Here is a 23580-nt window from a genome sequence, read left to right as displayed (position 1 = left end):
TCGTGTTAGCGGCTATTTTTTTCATCGCCTAAAGAAATATGGTTTATAATAGGATTAAGGCGCAATAGACTGGTTAATAGCGGGACAAGACGAAAAATAGAAAAGAGAATTTCTTGTTTTGTGTAAATGTTTTTTATAATATTTGACATGTTGACAGATTATGAAATGAAAGTGAGTGATCCATGTGGATCTAACGCAAATTCAAAACCCTAGTTTTTTGAAAGATATGTCTATCAGTGAACTAGAGGGATTGAGTGAGGATATTCGTAAGTTTTTAATTGAAGAGCTCTCTCAAACAGGTGGACATATTGCACCTAATTTAGGTGTAGTAGAACTCACAATTGCTCTGCACAAATTATTTGATAGCCCGCAAGATAAATTTTTATGGGATGTAGGACATCAATCCTATGTACATAAAATTTTAACTGGACGCGCGAAAGAGTTTGGTACATTAAGGCAATATCAAGGTCTATGTGGTTTCCCGAAACGTTGCGAGAGTGAGCATGATGTATGGGAAACTGGTCATAGCTCGACTTCGTTATCGGCTGCAATGGGAATGGCTCTGGCACGTGATTTAAAGAAAACGAAAGAATATGTTATACCAATTATTGGAGATGGTGCTTTAACAGGTGGAATGGCCTTAGAGGCATTGAACCATATTGGACATGAAAAAACAGACATGATTGTTATTTTGAATGATAATGAAATGTCAATTGCACCAAACGTTGGTGCGCTTCATAATGTACTCGGTCGTTTACGTACCGCAGGAAAATATCACTGGGTAAAAGATGAGTTAGAGTATATATTAAAGAAAATCCCAGCAGTTGGCGGAAAAGTGGCTGCGACAGCAGAGAAAATAAAAGATAGTCTTAAATATTTACTAGTATCTGGTGTCTTTTTCGAAGAGTTAGGCTTTACATATTTAGGTCCAGTCGATGGGCATGATTATGAAAAGTTATTCGAAACGTTGCAATATGCAAAGAAAACAAAAGGCCCAGTACTTGTTCACGTTATTACGAAAAAAGGAAAAGGTTATAAACCGGCTGAGAGTGACGTTATTGGAACTTGGCATGGAACAGGACCTTATAAAATTGAATCAGGTGACTTCGTTAAGCCAAAAGAAGTTGCACCAGCATGGAGTGCTGTCGTTAGTGAAACAGTACTTAAGCTAGCGAGAGCGGATGAGCGTATCGTAGCAATTACACCTGCAATGCCTGTTGGATCAAAACTTGAGAAATTCCAAAAAGAATTCCCAGATCGTATGATTGATGTAGGTATTGCAGAACAGCACGCTACAACAATGGCAGCAGGTATGGCAACGCAAGGAATGAAGCCATTCTTAGCAATTTATTCGACATTTTTACAAAGAGCATATGACCAAGTTGTTCATGATATATGCCGCCAAAATTTAAATGTTTTCATCGGAATAGATCGCTCGGGATTAGTAGGAGCAGATGGTGAAACGCATCAAGGCGTATTTGATATCTCATTCTTACGTCACTTGCCGAATATGGTGCTTATGATGCCGAAAGATGAAAATGAAGGGCAACATTTAGTTTATACGGCGATGCAATATGAAGATGGACCAATCGCATTGCGTTATGCTCGTGGTAATGGACTTGGCGTTCATATGGATGAAGAATTAAAGGCGATTCCAATCGGTACGTGGGAGACGTTAAAAGAGGGTACACAAGCAGCTATTTTAACGTTTGGTACGACAATACCAATGGCAATGGAAGCAGCTGAGCGTCTTGAAAAAGCTGGGGTTTCAGTGAAAGTAGTGAATGCTCGCTTTATTAAACCAATGGATGAAGCATATTTACATGATCTTCTAGGGAAGAATATACCGATTTTAACGATTGAAGAAGCTTGTTTAATCGGTGGTTTTGGAACAGGAGTAGTTGAATTTGCATCTGAAAATGGTTACCATAGTGCATTAGTTGAACGAATGGGTATTCCAGACCGCTTCATAGAGCACGGAAGTGTAACAAAATTATTAGAAGAAATTGGTTTAACGACAGATGCTGTTGTAGACCGTATTCATACAATGATTCCATCAAAACAAAAAAGGGCGTAACAAATGAGCGTAAAAAAAGAAAGAGTAGATGTACTATTAGTAGAGCGAGGACTTATAGAAACGCGTGAGAAAGCAAAGCGCGCCATTATGGCCGGACTCGTATATGCAAATGAGATGAGACTTGATAAGCCAGGAGAGAAAATCTCGCAAGATACTGAGATTACGGTGAAGGGACAAGTTATGCCGTATGTAAGTCGTGGTGGTTATAAACTTGAAAAGGCATTAGAGACATTTCATCTTGATTTACAAGATAAAGTTATGATAGATATTGGTTCATCAACTGGTGGCTTTACAGATTGCGCGCTTCAAAATGGAGCGAAATTATCTTATGCATTAGATGTAGGATACAATCAACTAGCGTGGAAATTACGTCAGGATGAGCGTGTTGTTGTAATGGAACGAACAAACTTCCGTTACGTGACACCAGCAGACTTAGAACGTGGTTTACCTCAATTTGCAAGTATTGATGTTTCATTTATATCATTAAAGCTTATACTGCCAGTTTTAAAAACAATGCTTATGCCTAACGGAGATGTAGCAGCGTTAATTAAACCGCAGTTTGAAGCTGGAAGAGAGCAAGTTGGGAAAAAAGGTATCGTTCGTGATAGAAAAGTACATGAAGCTGTTGTAGAAATGATTGTCGATTTTGCTTTAAAAGAGGGCTATGATGTGGAAGGTTTAACATTCTCACCAATTACGGGTGGGGATGGTAATATTGAATTTTTAATTCATCTGAAATGGCATGGTGAACGTGAGAATGGCGAAAATCATTCTCCGATTTCTATAGAGCAAGTTGTTACAGAAGCACATGACGTTCTAAAACAAAAAGGGAAAGGGGAATAACATATGTTGTTCCTCTTTTTGCTGTAATTGTATAATGATTGTAAAAACAATTGTGTACAAGAAACGAATTATAAGTTAACATAAATAAGTGAAGTATACCAATGTTTAAACTATGGTAAGAGATAGTGTGAGGTGCAAATGTATGAATAAAGGTCAGCGCCATATTAAAATCAGGGAAATTATTGCAAACAAAGAAATTGAAACACAAGATGAATTAGTTGATATTTTACGTAATGAGGGATTTAATGTAACGCAAGCAACAGTATCGCGCGATATTAAAGAACTGCACTTAGTGAAGGTGCCATTACATGATGGGCGCTATAAATATAGCTTGCCAGCAGATCAACGATTTAACCCGTTACAAAAATTAAAACGAAATCTAGTGGATTCATTTGTAAAATTAGACACGGCAGGACATATGCTTGTGCTAAAAACATTGCCTGGTAACGCTCATTCACTTGGAGCACTTATTGATCATTTAGAGTGGGATGAGATCATCGGAACCATCTGTGGTGATGATACTTGCTTAATTATTTGCCGTACACCTGACGATACAGGTGTTGTCTCTGATCGTTTCTTAAATATGTTGTAACAAAAAATCTTGTTTGCTTTCCATCGTAAAGTGGGAAGTGAACAAGATATTTTTATTGGTCAAAAATATGATTTTTCAATTGTAATATAATATTTTGTTTGCATAAAGTTAGAAAATAGATGGATTGACCCGTAAAACAAATGTTTGGTACAATGAAGCGGGTTAGAAGAGTATATACATACAAATATATAGCATGATTATTTGAATGAAGAAATGAGAAAATCCTTTAGTAAGGGATTATTTTATAACGAGGTGAATGGGGCATTGTTATCGGAATTATCGATTAGAAACTTTGCTATTATTGAAGCATTAAATATTTCTTTTCAAAAAGGTTTAACGGTTTTAAGCGGTGAAACAGGGGCCGGAAAATCGATTATTATTGATGCGATTAGTTTACTTGTAGGTGGCCGTGGGTCAGCAGAATTTGTTCGATATGGAACAGAAAAGGCTGAGATTGAAGGGCTGTTTTATGTTGAAGATGATAAGCATCCATGTATTGAAAAGGCAGAAGAGTTAGATATAGAAATAGAAGATGGCATGATTATTTTAAAGCGTGATATTGCTGCGAACGGGAAGAGTGTATGTCGTGTAAATGGGAAGCTTGTTACACTTAGCATATTAAAAGAAATTGGGAAAACACTTGTTGATATTCATGGACAGCATGAAACGCAAGATTTAATGAATGAAGAACGACATCTGTTTATGCTTGATCACTTTGATGGGGATCGAATCGTTAAACAACTAGACATATATCAAAACGTATACGCTGACTATGAAAAATTAAAAAAACAATTGAAATCGTTAAGTGAAAATGAACAACAGATGGCACATCGCTTAGATTTAATTCAATTTCAGCATGAAGAAATTCGCAAAGCTGATTTAAAGATGGATGAAGAAAATGAATTAACTGAGGAACGATTGCAAATTTCTAATTTTGAAAAGATTTATAAAGCATTAGGTGATGCATATCGTTCATTGAGTGCTGACGGACAAGGATTAGATAATGTAAGAAGCGCAATGGGACAAATGGAAAGTATTACACATTTAGATGAAATGTATCAAGAGAATCATGATTCAATTGCAAATAGCTATTACTTATTAGAAGAGGTTGCATATCAACTGAGAGAAAAGCTCGATATGATGGAATATGATCCAAATCGTTTAGATGAAATCGAAACACGTTTGAATGAAATTCGTATGCTAAAGAGAAAATATGGAAATACTGTAGAAGAGATTTTAGCGTATGCAGATAAAATTGAACAAGAAATATTTACAATTGAAAATAAAGACGTTCATATTGAAACGACGAAGAAACAGTTGAAGGAATTAGAAAGTGTTATTCTGAAAGAAGCAACGTTGTTAAGTAATATGCGTCATGAGCTTGCAGAACACCTTACAAATGCAATTCATCAGGAATTAAAAGAATTATATATGGAAAAAACGAAATTTGAAGTGAGAATTATGAAGAGAGAAGGAAATGCAGAAGAGCCCCTTGTGGAAGGTGCACCGGTAAGACTTACGGCAGATGGTTACGATCATGTGGAATTTTATATTTCGACCAACCCAGGAGAGCCGCTAAAACCACTTTCAAAGGTTGCTTCTGGCGGAGAGTTATCTCGTATCATTTTAGCTTTAAAAAGCATTTTTTCTAAGCATCAAGGGGTTGCATCTGTTATTTTTGATGAAGTGGATACGGGTGTAAGTGGCCGGGTCGCACAGGCTATTGCTGAAAAAATTTATCGAGTATCAGTAAACTCGCAAGTACTTTGTATTACGCACTTACCTCAAGTAGCTTCAATGGCAGATTCGCATTTATTTATTCGAAAACAAGTAGCGAATGATCGGACAATTACATCAGTTACTGTTTTAACTATGGAGGATAAAGTAACAGAAATAGCTCGAATGATTTCTGGTGTGGAAATCACAGATTTAACGACGGAGCATGCGAAAGAATTACTTACGCAAGCGCATCATTTTAAACAGACAGCAGAGGCTATCCAGTAATGGATAGCTTTTTTTCTCAAATGATGATTTCTTAATTCTTCCGGTTATAAATAAAGCATTGCAAGGAGAGATTAAAAAGTGAAGCCAAGAGGCTGAATGTGGGGTAGGAGCGAGGAGAGTGAACAAGTTGAAATTAGAAAAATTTCGAAAAATAATAGGTCTTTGTCTCCTTGTTTCTTTAGTTTTTATTGGATGTTTTAAACCGCTTCGAACGTTTATTTCATCACCGAAACAACTTGTTGTTTTTGAAGGACAACAATCAGAAATATCATCATTACCAGTTTTCAAAGCTTCATCCACAAATCGTCATGTATTTACAGTGAGTTCGAATGAACAAAAACAAGGACTTATGGTAAATTCTCATCAAAATGGTGAAGCTGATATGGTATTTCAGCTTGCGGGTTTTCCAGTGAAAAAAGTAAATGTGAAAGTGTTAAAAGATTTTAAAGTGATTCCAGGTGGACAATCAATTGGTGTGAAATTAAATACAAAAGGTGTACTTGTTGTAGGCCATCATTTAATTCAAACTGAAAAAGGTAAAATATCTCCTGGTGAAACAGCAGGTGTACAAATTGGAGATATGATTACTGAAATTAATGGTAAAACCATTGAAAGAATGAGTGATGTAGCACCGTTTATTCATAATAGTGGAGAAACAGGTGAACCGCTTAATCTTGTATTGTTAAGAGATGGAAAATATATTCGCACGAAGCTAACGCCGCAAAAAGACAATGGTGAATCGTCTTATCGAATTGGCTTGTATATCCGCGATTCGGCAGCTGGAATTGGAACAATGACATTTGTTCATCCGGATTCTATGAAATACGGGGCGCTTGGTCATGTTATTTCTGATAATGATACAAAAAAGCCGATTCAAGTCGAAGATGGACAAATTATGCGCTCGACAGTTACATCAATTGAAAGAGGCAGTCATGGGAATCCAGGCGAGAAATTAGCAAGATTTTCACCAGATCGTGAAGTGATTGGCAATATTACAATTAATAGTCCATATGGTATTTTTGGAAAATTAAATACGAATATGAAAAACGGTATAATGGATAAAGCAATGCCTATCGCATTATCTCATCAAGTAAAAGAAGGACCGGCAAAAATATTAACAGTTATTGATCAAGATAAAGTAGAAGCGTTTGATATTGAAGTTGTTAGTACAGTGCAGCAAAAATTCCCAGCTACAAAGGGTATGGTAATAAAGGTAACAGATAAACGTCTATTAGCGAAAACGGGCGGTATCGTACAAGGAATGAGTGGAAGTCCAATTGTACAAAATGGAAAAGTAATTGGTGCTGTTACACATGTATTTGTAAATGATCCAACATCCGGATATGGTGTTCATATTGAATGGATGTTACATCAAGCTGGAATTAATATTTATGATCAAGAGAAAAAAGCGAGCTAATACATATTAGCTCGCTTTTTCTGTTGAAAAATTCGTTGAAATTTTGTAAAAGCTCCGCAAGAGGTGTTTTTTGTTGTAAAATAAAAGAAAAGGGTTGAACGTTTCGTTGTATTTCTATGATGGAATGTGTTGCGAAAGGGAATAAATGAACGATAAACATATTTTTTTGTGATTTTATCGGAAAGTAAGAAACTTTAAAAGGGAATTTTCACACAATTGTCGAACAATTCATGTAGCCTAGAAGGATACACATGTCGGAGAATCGATTCGGTAAGGGAGGAAAAGCTGTGGAGAAAATTAAAGTATGTCTTGTGGATGATAATAAAGAACTAGTATCAATGTTAGAGAGCTATGTAGCTGCTCAAGATGATATGGAAGTAATCGGTACTGCTTATAATGGTCAAGAGTGTTTAAACTTATTAACAGATAAGCAACCTGATGTACTCGTTTTAGACATTATTATGCCACACTTAGATGGTTTAGCTGTATTGGAAAAAATGCGACATATTGAAAGGTTAAAACAGCCTAGCGTAATTATGTTGACAGCATTCGGGCAAGAAGATGTGACGAAAAAAGCAGTTGACTTAGGTGCCTCATATTTCATATTAAAACCATTTGATATGGAGAATTTAACGAGTCATATTCGTCAAGTGAGTGGTAAAGCAAATGCTATGATTAAACGTCCACTACCATCATTCCGATCAGCAACAACAGTAGATGGAAAACCGAAAAATTTAGATGCGAGTATTACGAGTATCATTCATGAAATTGGTGTACCCGCTCATATTAAAGGATATATGTATTTACGAGAAGCAATCTCCATGGTATACAACGATATCGAATTATTAGGATCGATTACGAAAGTATTGTATCCAGATATCGCAAAGAAATATAATACCACAGCAAGCCGTGTGGAGCGAGCAATTCGTCACGCGATTGAAGTAGCTTGGAGCCGTGGGAATATTGATTCTATTTCGTCCTTATTCGGTTATACAGTATCCATGTCAAAAGCAAAACCTACGAACTCTGAGTTTATCGCAATGGTTGCGGATAAGCTGAGACTTGAACATAAGGCTTCGTAAACGCTGTAGTATCAAGGTGTTAAGCGTATTTCATAATAAAATTTAATAACCAACGAATTACGTATGTAGGCAATAAAGTACATAGGTAATTGGCGGTTAATTTAAAAACCTTCTATTTATTGGATTGAAATTTTGATTCCAATAGCTAGGAGGTTTTTTGTTGTATGAATAACTTTCAAATGAATGTAGAAAACTTTTTACTTCATTGCGATGCAAAGCATCTAAATAGAAGAAAATGATGAACTCTTATTAAGTTGACCTATCAATTTGAGGATGGGCACCAATAAATAGAATCATTTAATGATAGTTATGAAATATACAATGCCTTGATATAGCGATGGTAATACAGTATCCATGTCAAAAGCAAACCTACGAATTCTGAATTTATGGCAATGGTTGCGGATAAGCTGAGAGTAGGAACAGTAAGGGATTTAAGTTATAGTAAAGCTTAATAATTCTTGCAATTTATACTCGATAGTAAATTTAAAATCAATGAGTTTTTTATTTACCTCGATTTAAGGATTTTGAAGGAATACATATTTATATAGAAAAATGCAGTGAAAATACGGATATGTACAGAAAATAAGTGGATTTGACATCATAATCTCTATAACGTATCATTGATTTGGAAAAGTTAGAGATATAGGAGAATGGATGAATGACTTTAAAAAAAATAGTAAATCGAGCGTACCCAATCATTGTCATGACGGTGTTTTTATCTATATTTTCAATGATAGTAAGTAAATTTTTTATCCCAAAAACAATTTTGATGAGGGGTGAATTTCCTTATCCGACTGAGGAGTATACTCCCAAAAAAGTCGCTGCTGTTATAGCGTTGACGTTGCTTTTATTTGTGCTCTTCTTTATGTATTATAAATTGGTTATTAATAAAATGAAAAGAACGTATACAAATATTATGATTGCTTTAGGTATCATAATCATTTTGACGATGGAAATAATTATTACTTCCATAGCATTTAACCCTGTTGTTGGGGATTATGCTATCCTTAAACAAGGAATTGTCTCTGTGTTTAATGGAGATAATCAATTTTTAGAAATGGGACAGCTTTTATTTTATCCATATAATACACATGTTGTATTAATAGGAGGATATTTTGCTAAATTGATAGGGAGCGTAGATTTAGCGATAAAAATATTACCAATAGCTTGTATCACAGGCAGTATTATTTTAAATGTATTGATTGTAAGGAAAATTACAAACTTTAAAGTTGCTCACATATCGATTGTGTTATCTGTGCTAAATATTTTTATATATTGGCAGGCACCAGTTTTCTATACTCATACATTGGTAATATTTTTTATTTCAGCAACAATGTATACATATTTGTGCTTGAAAACGGCGGAAACAAAAAGAATGAAGATTATTTTATGGATTTTATTAGGGGTTTTCGCAGCTTGTACTTATATTATAAGACCGACAGCATTAACCGTAGCGTTAGCGATTTTAATTGAAAATATTTTTAAGTTTCGTAAGGAATACTCTGTAAAGGTGTTAAGTAGTGTTTTATTTTGTTTAATCCTTATTGTAAGTTTTAAAGGTATAACGACAAAGCTAAATCTCAGTACCGATAATGAAATTGAAAAAATTCCATTCACTCATTGGGTGAAAATGGGCCTGAACAAAGATACGTATGGTGTGTGGAATCAGGCAGATGCAGATTATATTGATGATGAAAACATAAAGAATACGAAAGATTTGAATGAGCACAATCAAGAAGTTATAGTGCAACGTTTCAGTGAACTTGGTGTAATGGGTTATGTGCAACATTTGAATGAAAAAATAACTAGAGAATGGGTATCAAGTCAGTTCTCCATGTACCGTATTGGGCAATGGTTTGAACAGAAGAATGACATGGTAACTAATTACGTATCGAATTATAGTACAACGAAGTATAAAATCGTTACTATATATTCGTATATTATCAAATTATTTGTTTATATAGCTGTTTTGGCGGCTGTTATTCTTTATAAAAAGAAAGATGAAAATGAATCGGAAGTTATACGAATTGCGATGATTAGTGCATTAGGGGTATTTACTTTCTTGTTACTATGGGAAACAGCTCCTCATTATACGTATGAAGCATTTGCATTTATGAATATTCCAGCTTCTTTAGGATTGTATAAAGTGTTTATGATTTTTAACAAAGAAAAGAAAAACGCATAATTTGAGTAACTAAAACGAGTAATGAGAAGCCCCCTCTTTTGTTAAAAGAGGGGGCTTCATTTAAATGTTTGAAGAAAAGATTAAATGGGATCATAGTATATCCGGTAAGGGATTTTAGCAAGGAAGTCATCCGTGATATAATAGAAAATATAAAAAGCCCTGCAAAACAGGACTGTATTACTCTTCGTCTTTATTTTGTTTTTCTAATTCAACTAGCTTTTGAATTAAAATGTGCTGCGGCATATGCATGAGTTGTTCAAGTGGAACACCTAGTGCTTTTGATAAGCGGACTGCAGTATCTGGAGAAATTTGTAATGGTCTCATAGAAGTACCTCCTTTTTCGTATAGTATAGCATAAGATTGGGGGAGTGAGGATGACTCTTATATTTGCACATCGTGGTGCGGCTGGAACGTACCCAGAAAATACAATGATTTCATTTGAAGCGGCTGAGTCTTTTAGAGCGGATGGAATTGAACTTGATGTTCAATTAACGAAAGATGGAAAAGTTGTCGTCATTCATGATGAAACGGTGGACCGAACAACAAATGGAAAAGGTGCGGTTCGGAATTATGTATATGAGGATTTATGCAAGTTAGATGCAAGTTATAAATTTGGTGATAAAGTAGGGTTTTGTAAAATACCACTTTTAGAAGAGGTATTAGAATGGCTTGAACAAACGAGTTTGCTACTTAATATTGAACTTAAAAATAATAAAATTCCATACAGAGGTTTAGAGGAAGAAGTTATAACGCTTGTACGGAAATTTAGTTTAGAGGATCGTGTTATATTTTCTTCGTTTAATCACTACAGCATGAAGCGGTGTCATATGATGGCTCCTGATATTCAAACAGCAATTTTATATCGCGAAGGTTTGCATAGTCCGTGGGCGTACGCGAAAAAAATGGGGGCTACAGCAGTACATCCGAATTATCGTTACCTTCAAGATGCTATTGCTGAACTAACGATGGAAAGTGGTGTAGAGGTTCGCCCTTATACAATTAATGAAGAAACGCTTATGCGTAAATATTTTGATATGAATATATCGGCGATTATTACTGATTACCCTGAAACGGCAAGAACGTTGTTGCCAATAAAAAAATGAGACCGCGTGTAACGGTCTCATTTTTTTATTTATAAATAGTGGGGCCTTCCTATCTTCTAAAGCGAGCCTGTACTTTATTTCGTTTACGGTCTCGGTGCAAGACGAAGCCACCGAAGATATAAAACCCGAGCCCGAAGCAGAGAGCACCGATTAAAAATTGTAACCACAGTATAGAGATTGGTGGAAATAGAATCCCGAATACAGTATCTCTCATTAACTTTATACCAAACACAGCTAATGAAATAGGGATGAGTGCTAATAGTAGAGCAACGTAACGCTGCATACATAACTCTCCTTTTCAGATTATTTCGTATATTTTAATGATGTTATACGGAAAGGGGGTTTGTCAAGAGGGTGCTGAACGAGTAAGATAAGGGTGTGAAAAAATTTGCAGAGTTACTTCGAGAGGAAGTGTAATATATGAAACAAAAAGTATTAATTGTTGGTGCAGGTGAAGGCGGGAGCGCACTGCTGAATCTGTTACATAGTTCGAATATATTTCAAATTATAGGGATTATTGATATAAATCCGTTGGCAAAAGGATTACAAATTGCTAAGGAATATGGAATTGCAATTGGAGAAAGTGTAACTCCATTTCTTTCTATGCATATCGATGTAATATTTGATATGACAGGTGAAGATGATGTACATAAAGTTTTATTGGAAAAAAAGAAAAAAGACACTCTTCTTATACCAGGTGATATTGCAAAAATTGTTACAGGATTAGCGCATGAGAAGGAAGGGTTAATTGGGCGGTTAGAGGAACAAACGCAACAAGGAGAATTAATTTTAAATTCTACGCATGACGGCATGATCGTAATTGATCGAGAGGGACAAGTTCGTCTTTTTAATAAAAGTGCGGAGCGTATTATCGGATATAAAAAAGAAGAGGCGATAGGAAAATATATTTTAGAAGTCATTCCCACTAGTAAATTACTTCGCATTATACGTACGAAACAAATAGAAGTAAATTATGAACTAACATTAGAGAATGGAAAGAAAATTATTACAACGCGTATACCGATATTAAAAGAAAGCGGAGAGGTACAAGGGGCATTTGCAATTTTTAAAGATATAACAGAAGTTGTAGATTTAGCGGAAGAAGTTACAGACTTAAAAGAAATTCAAACACTATTAGAGGCAATTATCAACTCATCTGAAGAAGCGATTTCGGTTGTGGATGAAAAAGGAAGAGGTTTAGTCATTAACCCCGCATATACGAAATTAACGGGTCTAACAGAAGAAGATATTATTGGGAAGCCTGCTACAACTGATATTGTAGAAGGCGAAAGTATGCATATGAAAGTACTTCGAACGCGTCGTGCGGTGCGCGGAATACATATGAAGATTGGGCAAAAAAAGCGCGATGTAATTGTAAACGTAGCGCCAGTTATTGTGGATGGAATATTGAAAGGAAGCGTTGGCGTTATCCGTGACGTGTCGGAAATTCAAAAGTTAACAAATGAATTGAATAGAGCAAGGCAAATTATTCGCACATTAGAAGCAAAATATTCATTTGATGATATTGTCGGAAATTCAGATGAAACAACGGCAGCTATCGAACAGGCGAAGCTAGGAGCGAATACACCAGCAACGGTACTGTTACGCGGTGAATCTGGGACTGGTAAAGAATTGTTTGCACATGCAATCCATAATGGAAGTAATCGAAAATACAATAAATTCGTCCGTGTAAACTGTGCGGCTATTTCGGAGACGTTGTTAGAAAGTGAATTATTTGGTTATGAGGAAGGGGCGTTTTCTGGAGCGAAAAGAGGCGGGAAACGTGGGTTCTTTGAGGAAGCGAATAACGGTAGTATTTTTTTAGATGAAATAGGGGAGTTATCTGCAAATACACAAGCGAAACTCCTTCGTGTATTGCAGGAAAAAGAAATTGTAAAAGTTGGTGGGACGAAAGCGATACCCATTAATGTTCGAGTAATTGCAGCGACACATGTGAATTTAGAAAAGGCTATTCTAGAAGGGAAGTTTAGGGAGGATTTATATTATCGATTAAATAAAATTCCAATTCAAATTCCATCTCTTCGTCAACGTAAAGGAGATATACCGAAAATTGCGGACAGGTTGATTCAAAAAATTAATCAAGATTATGGTCGTAATGTAGAAGGGCTCACTGATTCAGCTATTTTATATTTACAATCATACGAATGGCCAGGAAATGTGAGAGAACTTGAAAATATTTTAGGACGAGCGATTATTTTTATGAATTATAACGAGATCTATATTGATGTACAACATTTACCACCATTACATAATGAAGAGCAGGTAGAGTCAAAGCAATCTCATTTATTACCTGAATTAGAAGAAAAGCCACTTGAACATTTAGTAACAGAGTTTGAAGGGAATATTATTCATGAATATTTGGAGAGATTTGATGGGAATAAAACACAAACTGCAAAAGCGTTAGGAATTTCCGTTCGAAATTTATATTATAAGCTAGAAAAGTATGACCATGCAAAAAATAGCATGCAATAAATTGCGTACCGTGCAATTTATTGCATGGTATACAAAAAGCGACAAAATAAGACAGAATCTTTTGTTATTTTCCAAAGTATTGATTTTACTGCATTTTGAATGCGTTTTCATTATTGGTAAGACCACTTTTAAAAGTTGGCACGGTATTTGCTTTATAAATAGACGAGGGACGACGGAAAGGGTTGATTACAAAATATGAAGTTAGAATACTTAATTGATCAAGCAGCGGGACAGCCTAAAAAAACTGTAGCTGTAGCAGTAGCTGAAGATCATGAAGTAATTGAAGCTGTAGCGAAAGCAATTAAATTACAGCTAGCTCAATTTCGTCTATATGGAAATCAAGAAAAAATAATGGGGATGCTACAAGAACATGGTTTACAAACTTCAGAACATGTTGAAGTGATTGCAGCAATGTCTAATGCAGAGGCTGCAGAACTTTCTGTTAAATCTGTGAGAAATGGTGAGGCAGACGTGCTTATGAAGGGTAACATCCCAACAGCGAATATTTTGAAGGCTGTGTTAAACAAAGAGTGGGGCCTACGTAAAGGTAGCGTACTTTCACATGTAGCAGCATTTGAAGTTCCAAATTATGATCGTCTTATTTTCGTTACAGATGCAGCGATGAACATCGCACCTGATGTAACACAAAAAGCTGCTATTATACAAAATACTGTAGAAGTTGCCCGGGCAATAGGAATCGACTTGCCAAAAGTGGCACCAATTGCAGCAGTAGAAGTTGTGAATCCAGCGATGCAGGCGACAATTGATGCAGCGATGTTAACACAAATGAATCGCCGCGGACAAATTAAAGATTGTATCGTTGATGGACCACTTGCTTTAGATAATGCAGTATCACAAATTGCAGCAGAGCATAAAGGCATAGTAAGTGATGTAGCAGGTAAGGCAGATATTTTACTCGTCCCAACGATTGAAGCTGGAAATGTGCTATATAAATCACTCGTATACTTTGCGGATGCAAAAGTAGGAGCAATGATTGCTGGCGCAAAAGCACCGATTGTTTTAACATCTCGTGCTGATTCAGCAGAAACAAAAGTATATTCATTAGCATTGGCAGTTGCGACTGCTTCAAAATAAACCAAAAAGGGTAAAACATTAGGGGGAAACGACAATGACATTAGAAATCTTCGAATACTTAGAAAAATATGATTATGAGCAAGTGGTATTTTGTCAAGATAAAGAATCTGGTTTAAAAGCAATTATTGCAATTCATGATACAACACTTGGACCGGCTCTTGGTGGAACAAGAATGTGGACATATGATTCTGAAGAAGCGGCGATTGAAGATGCATTGCGTCTTGCAAAAGGGATGACATACAAAAACGCAGCAGCTGGTTTAAACTTAGGTGGTGCGAAAACAGTAATTATCGGTGATCCTCGTAAAGATAAGAGCGAAGCAATGTTCCGTGCACTAGGACGTTATATCCAAGGACTAAACGGACGATACATTACAGCTGAAGATGTTGGTACAACAGTAGATGATATGGATATTATCCACGAAGAAACTGACTTTGTAACAGGTATCTCACCATCATTCGGTTCTTCTGGTAACCCATCTCCAGTAACTGCATACGGTGTTTATCGTGGTATGAAAGCAGCTGCAAAAGAAGCTTTCGGTACTGACAATTTAGAAGGAAAAGTAATTGCTGTTCAAGGCGTTGGTAACGTAGCATATCATCTATGCAAACATTTACACGCTGAAGGAGCAAAATTAATCGTTACAGATATTAATAAAGAAGCTGTACAACGTGCTGTAGAAGAATTCGGTGCATCAGCAGTTGAACCAAATGAAATTTACGGTGTGGAATGCGATATTTACGCACCATGTGCATTAGGCGCAACAGTTAATGATGAAACTATTCCACAACTTAAAGCAAAAGTAATCGCAGGTTCTGCAAATAACCAATTAAAAGAAGATCGTCACGGTGACATCATTCATGAAATGGGTATTGTATACGCACCAGATTATGTAATTAATGCAGGTGGCGTAATTAACGTAGCAGACGAATTATATGGATACAATAGAGAACGTGCACTAAAACGTGTTGAGTCTATTTATGACACGATTGCAAAAGTAATCGAAATTTCAAAACGCGATGGCATAGCAACTTATGTAGCGGCAGATCGTCTAGCTGAAGAGCGCATTGCAAGCTTGAAGAATTCTCGTAGCACTTACTTACGCAACGGTCACGATATTATTAGCCGTCGCTAATCATTCATATATAACTTTTACAAAAGGTGTGGTTACCTCTTATGAGGTTTCCACTTCCTTTTGAATTTATTAGTGGAGGTAGCAACATTGTCTGTAAATCGAATTCTTGTTATTAACCCAGGTAGTACATCCACAAAAATTGGTGTTTTTGATAATGAAAGACCCGTTCTAGAAGAAACGATTCGTCATGACGTAGAACAGATTGGAAAATATAAGAGAATTATCGACCAATATGAGTTTCGAAAAGAAACGATTTTAGAAGTTCTACATTCTCATGGTATTAACATTTCAAAATTAAACGCTGTTTGTGGGCGTGGTGGATTACTTCGTCCAATCGAAGGCGGTACGTATACAGTAAACGATGCGATGTTAGAAGATTTGAAAAATGGCTTTAGCGGTCATCACGCTTCAAACCTTGGAGGCATTTTAGCATATGAAATTGCTTCTGGATTAAACATTCCTGCATTCATTGTAGATCCTGTCGTTGTAGATGAGATGGAGCCGGTTGCTCGTATAAGTGGCATTGCTGGTATGGAACGCAAAAGTATCTTCCATGCATTAAATCAAAAAGCAGTTGCTCGTAAAGTAGCTGAACAGTTAAATCACAAATACGAGGATTTAAATTTATTAGTTACACATATGGGTGGCGGTATTACAGTTGGTGCTCATAAAAAAGGAAGAGTAATCGATGTGAATAACGGTTTAAACGGAGAAGGACCATTTAGTCCAGAGCGCGCTGGTACAGTACCAGTAGGGCAACTAGTAGAAATGTGTTTCTCTGGTGAGTATTACCGTGATGAAATGATTAAAAAACTTGTCGGACAAGGTGGACTTGTAAGTTTAATCGGTACAAATGATGCGATTAAAGTAGAGCAAATGGTTGAAAAAGGTGATCCTGAAGCAACTCTTATTTATAAAGCAATGGCATATCAAGTTGCAAAAGAGATTGGCGGAGCTAGCGCTGTACTTCACGGGAAAATCGATGCAATCGTATTAACTGGTGGACTGGCATACAGTAAAATTCTTGTCGATGAAATAAAAGAGCGAGTGGACTGGATTGCAGATGTTATCGTACATCCAGGCGAAGATGAGTTAGAAGCGTTAGCAGAAGGAGCACTTCGTGTATTACGTGAAGAAGAAGCTCCAAAAGAATACGTTGTACGTGAAAAAGAAACGGTAGCTAGGGGTTGAGATAATGGCAAAAGAATATGATTTAGTCATCGTTGGCGGCGGTACTGGTGGATATGTTGCTGCAATTCGTGCATCACAATTAGGGTTAAAAACAGCACTAGTCGAAAAAGAAAATCTTGGTGGTACTTGTTTACACAAAGGATGTATTCCTAGTAAAGCTCTTTTACGTAGTGCGGAAGTATATGCAACTGCTAAAAAAAGCGAAGAGTTCGGAGTTATTGCAAGCAATGTAGAACTAAACTTTGCAAAAGTACAAGAGCGTAAAGAGAAGATTGTAACGCAGCTTCATAAAGGCGTTCAACATTTAATGAAACAAGGTAAAATTGATGTGTTTGAAGGTATTGGTCGTATTCTTGGCCCGTCTATTTTCTCTCCTATGCCAGGGACAATTTCAGTTGAACTTGCAAGTGGAGAAGAGAATGAAATGTTAATTCCAAAAAATGTACTTGTTGCAACAGGTTCTCGTCCAAATTCATTACCAGGTTTAGAATTAGATGGAGAATACGTAATGTCTTCGGATCATGCCCTAAAAATGGAAACGCTTCCTAGTTCGATTATTATCGTTGGTGGCGGTGTAATCGGTATTGAGTGGGCATCTATGCTTGCTGACTTCGGTGTAGAAGTTACAGTATTAGAGTATGCAAAAACGATATTACCACTAGAAGATCAAGACGTTTCAAAAGAAATGCAACGTCTATTCAAGAAAAAAGGTATTAAAGTGGTAACTGGTGCAAAAGTATTACCAGAAACATTGGTAAAAGATAATGGAGTAACAATCCAAGCTGAACACAACGGTGAAAATAAAGAATTTAAAGCAGAAAAAATGCTTGTATCTGTAGGAAGACAAGCGAATACGCAAAATATTGGCTTAGAGAACACAGATATCGTTGTGGAAAAAGGATACATTCAAACAAATGAGTTTTATCAAACGAAAGAATCGCATATTTACGCAATTGGAGATGTAATCGGTGGCCTGCAACTTGCTCACGTTGCTTCTCATGAAGGAATTGCTGCAGTAGAACATATTGCAGGGAAAGAAGTTACACCAATTGATTACTCTATGGTATCAAAATGCGTATATAGCAGTCCAGAAGTTGCTTCTGTCGGTTTAACAGAACAAGAAGCGAAAGAAAAAGGCTATAAGTTAAAAGTAGGTAAGTTCTCATTCCGCGCAATCGGAAAAGCACTTGTATACGGAGAATCAGATGGTTTCGTAAAACTTGTAGTTGATGAAGAGACAAATGACATTCTTGGTGTTCATATGATTGGACCGCATGTAACAGATATGATTTCTGAAGCTGGTCTTGCAAGAGTACTTGATGCAACACCTTGGGAAGTAGCACATACAATTCATCCGCATCCATCATTATCTGAGGCGATTGGTGAAGCAGCACTTGCTGTAGATGGAAGAGCGTTACACGCATAAAAATGTGGATTTAGGAGGTTATGAAAAATGGCAGAAGTAAAAGAAAAGCGCCATGAAGAGCTTGGCTTAAGTGATGAGCAAGTATTAGAAATGTTCCGTACGATGTTACTTGCACGTAAAATCGACGAACGTATGTGGTTATTAAACCGCGCTGGTAAAATTCCATTCGTAATTTCTTGTCAAGGACAAGAGGCTGCACAAGTTGGAGCGGCGTTCGCTCTTGATAGAGAGAAAGATTATGCATTACCATACTATCGTGATATGGGTGTTGTACTAGCATTTGGTATGACAGCTAAAGAGCTTATGTTGTCTGCTTTCGCGAAAGCTGGAGATCCAAACTCTGGTGGTCGTCAAATGCCTGGTCACTTCGGTCAAAAGAAAAATCGTATTGTTACAGGTTCATCTCCAGTAACAACGCAAGTACCACATGCAGTTGGTATTGCACTAGCTGGAAAAATGGAGAAGAAAGATTTAGTAACGTTCGTTACATTTGGAGAAGGTTCTTCAAACCAAGGTGACTTCCATGAAGGGGCAAACTTTGCTGGTGTACACAAACTACCTGTTATTTTTATGTGTGAAAATAACAAATATGCAATCTCTATTCCGGTTGAAAAACAATTAGCATGTAAAAACGTATCAGATCGTGCAATTGGTTACGGTATGCCTGGATATACAATAGACGGAAACGATCCGCTTGCAGTATATAAAGCTGTAAAAGAAGCAGCAGATCGCGGTCGTCGTGGTGAAGGCCCAACTTTAATTGAAACAGTATCATATCGTTTAACAGCACATTCTAGTGACGATGATGATCGTGTTTATCGTGATAAAGAAGAAGTAGAAGAAGCAAAGAAAAAAGATTCAATTATAACATTCGCGGCTTATTTAAAAGAAGCTGGTGTGTTAACTGAGGAATCGGAAAAACAAATGTTAGACGAAATTATGCATATCGTAAATGAAGCAACAGAATATGCAGAAAATGCTCCGTATGCAGCACCTGAAGATGCATTGAAGCACGTATACGCAGAATAGGGGGGAACGTTTCATGGCTGTAATGTCTTATATTGATGCTATTACATTAGCAATGCGCGAAGAAATGGAACGCGATGAGAAAGTATTCGTTTTAGGAGAAGATGTTGGTAAAAAAGGTGGCGTGTTTAAAGCGACACACGGTTTGTATGATCAATTTGGTGAAGATCGTGCGCTTGATGCACCGCTTGCAGAATCTGCAATTGCTGGGGTAGCAATTGGTGCAGCAATGTATGGTATGCGTCCAATCGCTGAAATGCAGTTTGCTGATTTCATCATGCCAGCAGTAAACCAAATTGTTTCTGAGGCAGCAAAAATTCGTTATCGTTCTAATAATGATTGGACTTGTCCAGTTACAATCCGTGCACCATTTGGTGGGGGTGTTCACGGTGCATTGTATCATTCACAATCTGTAGAAGCGATGTTTGCAAACCAACCAGGTTTAAAAATCGTTATCCCTTCTACACCATATGATGCAAAAGGCTTATTAAAAGCAGCCATTCGTGATGAAGATCCAGTATTATTCTTCGAACATAAACGTGCATATCGTTTAATTAAAGGTGAAGTGCCGGAGGATGACTACGTATTACCAATCGGAAAAGCAGATGTAAAACGTGAAGGTGATGATATTACAGTTATCACGTACGGATTATGTGTTCATTTTGCTCTTCAAGCGGCTGAAAAGTTAGCACAAGATGGCATCTCTGCACACATTCTTGATTTACGTACTGTATATCCATTAGATAAAGAAGCAATCATTGAAGCAGCTTCTAAAACAGGTAAAGTTCTTCTTGTAACAGAAGACAATAAAGAAGGAAGCATTATGAGTGAAGTGGCAGCAATTATTGCTGAAAACTGTCTATTTGATTTAGATGCGCCAATCGCACGTCTTGCAGGTCCAGACGTTCCAGCAATGCCATATGCACCAACAATGGAAAAATTCTTTATGGTAAATCCAGATAAAGTTGAAAAAGCAATGCGTGAACTTGCGGAATTTTAATCGGGGGGACTATACATGGCTGTAGAAAATATTACAATGCCTCAGCTCGGGGAGAGCGTTACAGAGGGCACAATTAGTAAATGGCTCGTTAATGTTGGCGATCACGTAAACAAGTATGATCCGCTTGCAGAAGTAATGACTGATAAAGTAAATGCTGAAGTACCATCTTCTTTCACGGGGATTGTAAAAGAGTTAATCGCTGGTGAAGGTGATACGTTAGCTGTAGGTGAAGTAGTTTGTGTGATTCAAGTAGAAGGCGCAGATGAAGTAGCAGCAACAGCTGTTGAGGAAAAAACAAAAGAAGAACCAAAGGCAGAAGTAGCTACGTCTGAAAAAGCATCGAAAGTAAAACAACCAACTGATGGAAAACCACGTTTTTCACCAGCTGTGTTAAAACTTGCGGGTGAGCATAACGTTGATTTAGATCTAGTAGAAGGTACGGGAGCAAACGGCCGTATCACTCGTAAAGATATTTTAAAGCTAGTGGAATCTGGAAATATTCCGCAAGCAGGTGCGGCGAAGAAAGAGGAAGCTGTAGCGGCAGTAGTAGAAGCTCGCCCAGAAGCACCAAAAGCAGCACCAGTAGCGCAAAAAGTAGAAGCCGCGAAACCAGTTTCTGTACCTACAATGCCTGGAGATATCGAAATTCCAGTAACAGGTGTGCGTAAAGCAATCGCAGCAAACATGTTACGTAGTAAACACGAAGCACCACATGCTTGGATGATGATTGAAGTAGATGTGACAAACCTTGTGTCATACCGTAACTCAATTAAAGGTGACTTTAAGAAGCGTGAAGGCTTTAACTTAACGTTCTTTGCTTTCTTCGTAAAAGCAGTAGCACAAGCGTTAAAAGAGTATCCTCAAATTAATTCAATGTGGGCTGGCGATAAAATTGTTCAGAAGAAAGATATTAACCTTTCTATCGCTGTTGCAACAGAGGAAGAACTATTTGTACCAGTAATTAAGCAAGCGGACGAGAAAACAATTAAAGGTATCGCTCGTGAAATTACAGAACTGGCAGGAAAAGTACGTACGAAATCGTTAAAAGCAGACGAAATGCAAGGTGGAACATTTACAATTAATAACACAGGATCATTCGGTTCTGTTCAATCTATGGGTATTATTAATTACCCACAAGCGGCTATTTTACAAGTTGAATCAATTGTAAAGCGCCCAGTAATTATGGATAACGGTATGTTCGGTGCTCGTGACATGGTTAACTTATGTTTATCACTTGATCACCGCGTACTTGATGGCTTAATTTGTGGTAAGTTCTTAGGACGTGTTAAAGAAATTTTAGAAAACATGTCAGAAAATAATACATCTGTATATTAATAAAAAGCTCGCTTATGCGAGCTTTTTATTATCTTATTTCTTCATCTACATCCTACTATATGTATAAATACCTTTCCCGGTAATCTTACAATAAACGATTATGTATTAGGAATTTACGAAAATACATTGCTGATATATGGTATATGGATATAAAATAAGAAAAGAATAATTTTTTTGGCAAATCTTACTGATGAAACTGTAGTATAATATATTGTATTGTATGAAAAAGAGAGTTATTCTATATAAGTGTTTTATAGATAATGTGTAATCAGTCGTCAAAACATGAAGAATGTTGACTCCTGGTTTTTTATTTTTGCCGTAACAATGTTTCAGGAGGATGTCATGAAAAGAAGTACCGAGTTTCTAAAAAGTTTAGATGTAAAATTAATTTTAATTTTGTGTGCACTATGTGTGACGAGTATAGCTGCTATATATAGCAGTCAGCAAACGGGACAGTATGGAGCTGCAAACTTTGCTATGAAACAAGGTGTTAACTACATAATTGGGGTTGTATTGTTACTTCTTGTTGCAAGCATTGATTTAGATCAGTTACAAAAATTATCTTGGCCGCTTTATATTGCTGGGTTTGCTTCACTTATTCTTTTGAAAGTATTACCACCATCAGGTTTTACACCTGAAAAATTAGGTGCAAAAAGATGGTTTGTTTTCCCAGTATTTGGACAAATTCAGCCGTCTGAGTTTTTCAAAATTGCATTGCTACTTGTAGTAGCGAGTATAGCAGTAAAACATAATGCACAGTATATGGCAAGGACATTCCAAACAGATTTAAAGCTAGTAGGTAAAATTATGCTAGTGTCACTTCCACCTATGGCGGTTGTATATAGTCAACCGGATACAGGTATGGTGTTCTTATATGCTGCTGCTATTGCATGTATTTTATTTATGTCAGGTATTCAAAAGAAATTGATAGCATTATGTACAGTTATTCCGTTGACCATATTATCTGCTTTAATATTTATTTTCTTTAAGTATCAAGATTTTTTCTATAATAATTTAGTTACTTTACTAAAACCTCACCAACAGTCGCGTATTGTAGGTTGGTTAAATCCATTTGAAAATGCAGATCAAGGTTATCAAACGCAACAATCGATTTTAGCTGTAGGTAGTGGAGGAATGGAAGGTAAAGGGTTTGGGGGAGGAAGCGTCTATATCCCAGAGAAGCATACTGACTTTATTTTCGCTACAATTGCCGAAGAAGGTGGATTTATCGTAGCAGCGCTAGTTGTCTTCTTGTTCCTGTTGCTACTATATCGAACAATTATTATTGGTTATTCCGCTGATAATTTATTTGGTACATTATTATGCGCTGGATCTATCGGTATATTAACAGTTCAAATATTCCAAAACATCGGTATGATCGTTGGATTAATGCCTGTAAAAGGTATTGCATTACCTTTCTTATCGTATGGGGGAAGTTCCTTATTCTCGAATATGATTATGATGGGGCTAATACTATCGGTACGGAAAACTTATAAAAAATATATGTTTTCAGTTAAGTAAAAAAAGCTGGTTCGTTTTTAAACGAACCAGCTTTTTTTACATATATGCTCATAAA

19 protein-coding genes are annotated in these 23580 nt (G+C 36.6%); 17 read left to right on the top strand and 2 right to left on the bottom strand.

Annotation, left to right across the window (positions count from 1 at the left end):
* The first annotated feature begins 184 nt into the window (after window positions 1-184).
* The 7 genes from dxs (at window position 185) to AC3EMB_RS20450 (ending at window position 10200) form a co-directional block, all read left to right on the top strand.
* Window positions 185-2077, top strand: coding sequence for a 1-deoxy-D-xylulose-5-phosphate synthase (gene dxs / locus AC3EMB_RS20480; RefSeq protein WP_000366452.1), 1893 nt, complete (start codon window positions 185-187; stop codon window positions 2075-2077).
* A gap of 3 nt (window positions 2078-2080) precedes the next feature.
* Window positions 2081-2920 (top strand): TlyA family RNA methyltransferase, encoded by an 840-nt coding sequence (locus AC3EMB_RS20475; protein WP_000111872.1) that lies wholly within the window; start codon window positions 2081-2083, stop codon window positions 2918-2920.
* Window positions 2921-3062: 142 nt separating this feature from the next.
* The gene (argR, locus tag AC3EMB_RS20470; protein WP_001032580.1) at window positions 3063-3512 is read left to right on the top strand and encodes an arginine repressor ArgR; all 450 of its coding nucleotides are present in this window, start codon (window positions 3063-3065) and stop codon (window positions 3510-3512) included.
* 264 nt (window positions 3513-3776) lie between these two features.
* Window positions 3777-5516: a DNA repair protein RecN gene (gene recN, locus AC3EMB_RS20465; RefSeq protein ID WP_000947734.1), complete on the top strand. Its 1740-nt coding sequence runs from the start codon at window positions 3777-3779 to the stop codon at window positions 5514-5516.
* 118 nt (window positions 5517-5634) lie between these two features.
* On the top strand, window positions 5635-6933 hold the full coding sequence (spoIVB, locus tag AC3EMB_RS20460) for a SpoIVB peptidase (RefSeq protein WP_002000940.1): 1299 nt from the start codon (window positions 5635-5637) through the stop codon (window positions 6931-6933).
* Between the two features lie 287 nt (window positions 6934-7220).
* Window positions 7221-8015, top strand: a complete 795-nt coding sequence (gene spo0A, locus AC3EMB_RS20455; protein ID WP_011110369.1) for a sporulation transcription factor Spo0A — start codon at window positions 7221-7223, stop codon at window positions 8013-8015.
* A 658-nt stretch (window positions 8016-8673) separates the two neighbouring features.
* Entirely contained in the window at window positions 8674-10200 is a 1527-nt protein-coding gene (locus AC3EMB_RS20450; protein ID WP_053563675.1) for a glycosyltransferase family protein, read from the top strand.
* 177 nt (window positions 10201-10377) lie between these two features.
* On the opposite strand, the gene AC3EMB_RS20445 is transcribed toward AC3EMB_RS20450, so the two are convergent.
* The gene (locus AC3EMB_RS20445) at window positions 10378-10524 is read right to left on the bottom strand and encodes a YycC family protein (protein WP_001247671.1); all 147 of its coding nucleotides are present in this window, start codon (window positions 10522-10524) and stop codon (window positions 10378-10380) included.
* A gap of 50 nt (window positions 10525-10574) precedes the next feature.
* Here AC3EMB_RS20445 and AC3EMB_RS20440 point away from each other — a divergent pair, with 50 nt between their 5' ends.
* On the top strand, window positions 10575-11303 hold the full coding sequence (locus AC3EMB_RS20440; protein ID WP_000172580.1) for a glycerophosphodiester phosphodiesterase: 729 nt from the start codon (window positions 10575-10577) through the stop codon (window positions 11301-11303).
* Between the two features lie 49 nt (window positions 11304-11352).
* Here AC3EMB_RS20440 and AC3EMB_RS20435 read toward each other — a convergent pair whose 3' ends face one another.
* Complete coding sequence (locus AC3EMB_RS20435; RefSeq protein ID WP_001190211.1) at window positions 11353-11586, bottom strand: DUF2627 domain-containing protein; 234 nt, start codon at window positions 11584-11586, stop codon at window positions 11353-11355.
* A 137-nt stretch (window positions 11587-11723) separates the two neighbouring features.
* Between AC3EMB_RS20435 and AC3EMB_RS20430 the strand changes: the two genes are divergently transcribed.
* The 9 genes from AC3EMB_RS20430 (at window position 11724) to AC3EMB_RS20390 (ending at window position 23525) form a co-directional block, all read left to right on the top strand.
* Window positions 11724-13796 carry a sigma-54 interaction domain-containing protein gene (locus AC3EMB_RS20430; RefSeq protein ID WP_078400971.1) on the top strand — a complete coding sequence of 691 codons (2073 nt, stop codon included), beginning with the start codon at window positions 11724-11726 and terminating at the stop codon, window positions 13794-13796.
* Between the two features lie 195 nt (window positions 13797-13991).
* Window positions 13992-14891, top strand: a complete 900-nt coding sequence (gene yqiS, locus AC3EMB_RS20425) for a phosphate butyryltransferase (protein ID WP_053563676.1) — start codon at window positions 13992-13994, stop codon at window positions 14889-14891.
* Window positions 14892-14925: 34 nt separating this feature from the next.
* Window positions 14926-16026, top strand: a complete 1101-nt coding sequence (locus tag AC3EMB_RS20420) for a leucine dehydrogenase (protein ID WP_000171355.1) — start codon at window positions 14926-14928, stop codon at window positions 16024-16026.
* Between the two features lie 87 nt (window positions 16027-16113).
* Window positions 16114-17217, top strand: a complete 1104-nt coding sequence (gene buk, locus AC3EMB_RS20415) for a butyrate kinase (RefSeq protein ID WP_000115781.1) — start codon at window positions 16114-16116, stop codon at window positions 17215-17217.
* 4 nt (window positions 17218-17221) lie between these two features.
* Window positions 17222-18643, top strand: a complete 1422-nt coding sequence (gene lpdA, locus AC3EMB_RS20410; RefSeq protein ID WP_001051295.1) for a dihydrolipoyl dehydrogenase — start codon at window positions 17222-17224, stop codon at window positions 18641-18643.
* Between the two features lie 27 nt (window positions 18644-18670).
* Window positions 18671-19672 carry a 3-methyl-2-oxobutanoate dehydrogenase subunit alpha gene (gene bfmBAA, locus AC3EMB_RS20405; protein WP_000852551.1) on the top strand — a complete coding sequence of 334 codons (1002 nt, stop codon included), beginning with the start codon at window positions 18671-18673 and terminating at the stop codon, window positions 19670-19672.
* A gap of 13 nt (window positions 19673-19685) precedes the next feature.
* Window positions 19686-20669: a 3-methyl-2-oxobutanoate dehydrogenase subunit beta gene (gene bfmBAB / locus AC3EMB_RS20400; RefSeq protein WP_000290071.1), complete on the top strand. Its 984-nt coding sequence runs from the start codon at window positions 19686-19688 to the stop codon at window positions 20667-20669.
* Window positions 20670-20684: 15 nt separating this feature from the next.
* Window positions 20685-22004: a dihydrolipoamide acetyltransferase family protein gene (locus tag AC3EMB_RS20395; RefSeq protein WP_095690229.1), complete on the top strand. Its 1320-nt coding sequence runs from the start codon at window positions 20685-20687 to the stop codon at window positions 22002-22004.
* Between the two features lie 342 nt (window positions 22005-22346).
* Entirely contained in the window at window positions 22347-23525 is a 1179-nt protein-coding gene (locus AC3EMB_RS20390; RefSeq protein ID WP_000831181.1) for an FtsW/RodA/SpoVE family cell cycle protein, read from the top strand.
* Window positions 23526-23580: the final 55 nt, after the last annotated feature.

The organism is Bacillus sp. LQ16 (assembly GCF_057784645.1).
Note: the sequence above shows the minus strand (reverse complement) of the source record. Positions and strands in the feature narration are given on the sequence as shown.

What these genes read in the sequence shown, in the direction of transcription:
- AC3EMB_RS20390 (WP_000831181.1), top strand. Translation starts at nt 22,347, where the DNA reads ATGAAAAGAAGTACCGAGTTTCTAAAAAGTTTAGATGTAAAATTAATT.
- bfmBAB (WP_000290071.1), top strand. Translation starts at nt 19,686, where the DNA reads ATGGCTGTAATGTCTTATATTGATGCTATTACATTAGCAATGCGCGAA.
- AC3EMB_RS20440 (WP_000172580.1), top strand. Translation starts at nt 10,575, where the DNA reads ATGACTCTTATATTTGCACATCGTGGTGCGGCTGGAACGTACCCAGAA.
- AC3EMB_RS20430 (WP_078400971.1), top strand. Translation starts at nt 11,724, where the DNA reads ATGAAACAAAAAGTATTAATTGTTGGTGCAGGTGAAGGCGGGAGCGCA.
- AC3EMB_RS20395 (WP_095690229.1), top strand. Translation starts at nt 20,685, where the DNA reads ATGGCTGTAGAAAATATTACAATGCCTCAGCTCGGGGAGAGCGTTACA.
- bfmBAA (WP_000852551.1), top strand. Translation starts at nt 18,671, where the DNA reads ATGGCAGAAGTAAAAGAAAAGCGCCATGAAGAGCTTGGCTTAAGTGAT.
- AC3EMB_RS20445 (WP_001247671.1), bottom strand. Translation starts at nt 10,524, where the DNA reads ATGAGACCATTACAAATTTCTCCAGATACTGCAGTCCGCTTATCAAAA.
- yqiS (WP_053563676.1), top strand. Translation starts at nt 13,992, where the DNA reads ATGAAGTTAGAATACTTAATTGATCAAGCAGCGGGACAGCCTAAAAAA.
- AC3EMB_RS20450 (WP_053563675.1), top strand. Translation starts at nt 8,674, where the DNA reads ATGACTTTAAAAAAAATAGTAAATCGAGCGTACCCAATCATTGTCATG.
- AC3EMB_RS20435 (WP_001190211.1), bottom strand. Translation starts at nt 11,586, where the DNA reads ATGCAGCGTTACGTTGCTCTACTATTAGCACTCATCCCTATTTCATTA.
- AC3EMB_RS20420 (WP_000171355.1), top strand. Translation starts at nt 14,926, where the DNA reads ATGACATTAGAAATCTTCGAATACTTAGAAAAATATGATTATGAGCAA.
- lpdA (WP_001051295.1), top strand. Translation starts at nt 17,222, where the DNA reads ATGGCAAAAGAATATGATTTAGTCATCGTTGGCGGCGGTACTGGTGGA.
- argR (WP_001032580.1), top strand. Translation starts at nt 3,063, where the DNA reads ATGAATAAAGGTCAGCGCCATATTAAAATCAGGGAAATTATTGCAAAC.
- AC3EMB_RS20475 (WP_000111872.1), top strand. Translation starts at nt 2,081, where the DNA reads ATGAGCGTAAAAAAAGAAAGAGTAGATGTACTATTAGTAGAGCGAGGA.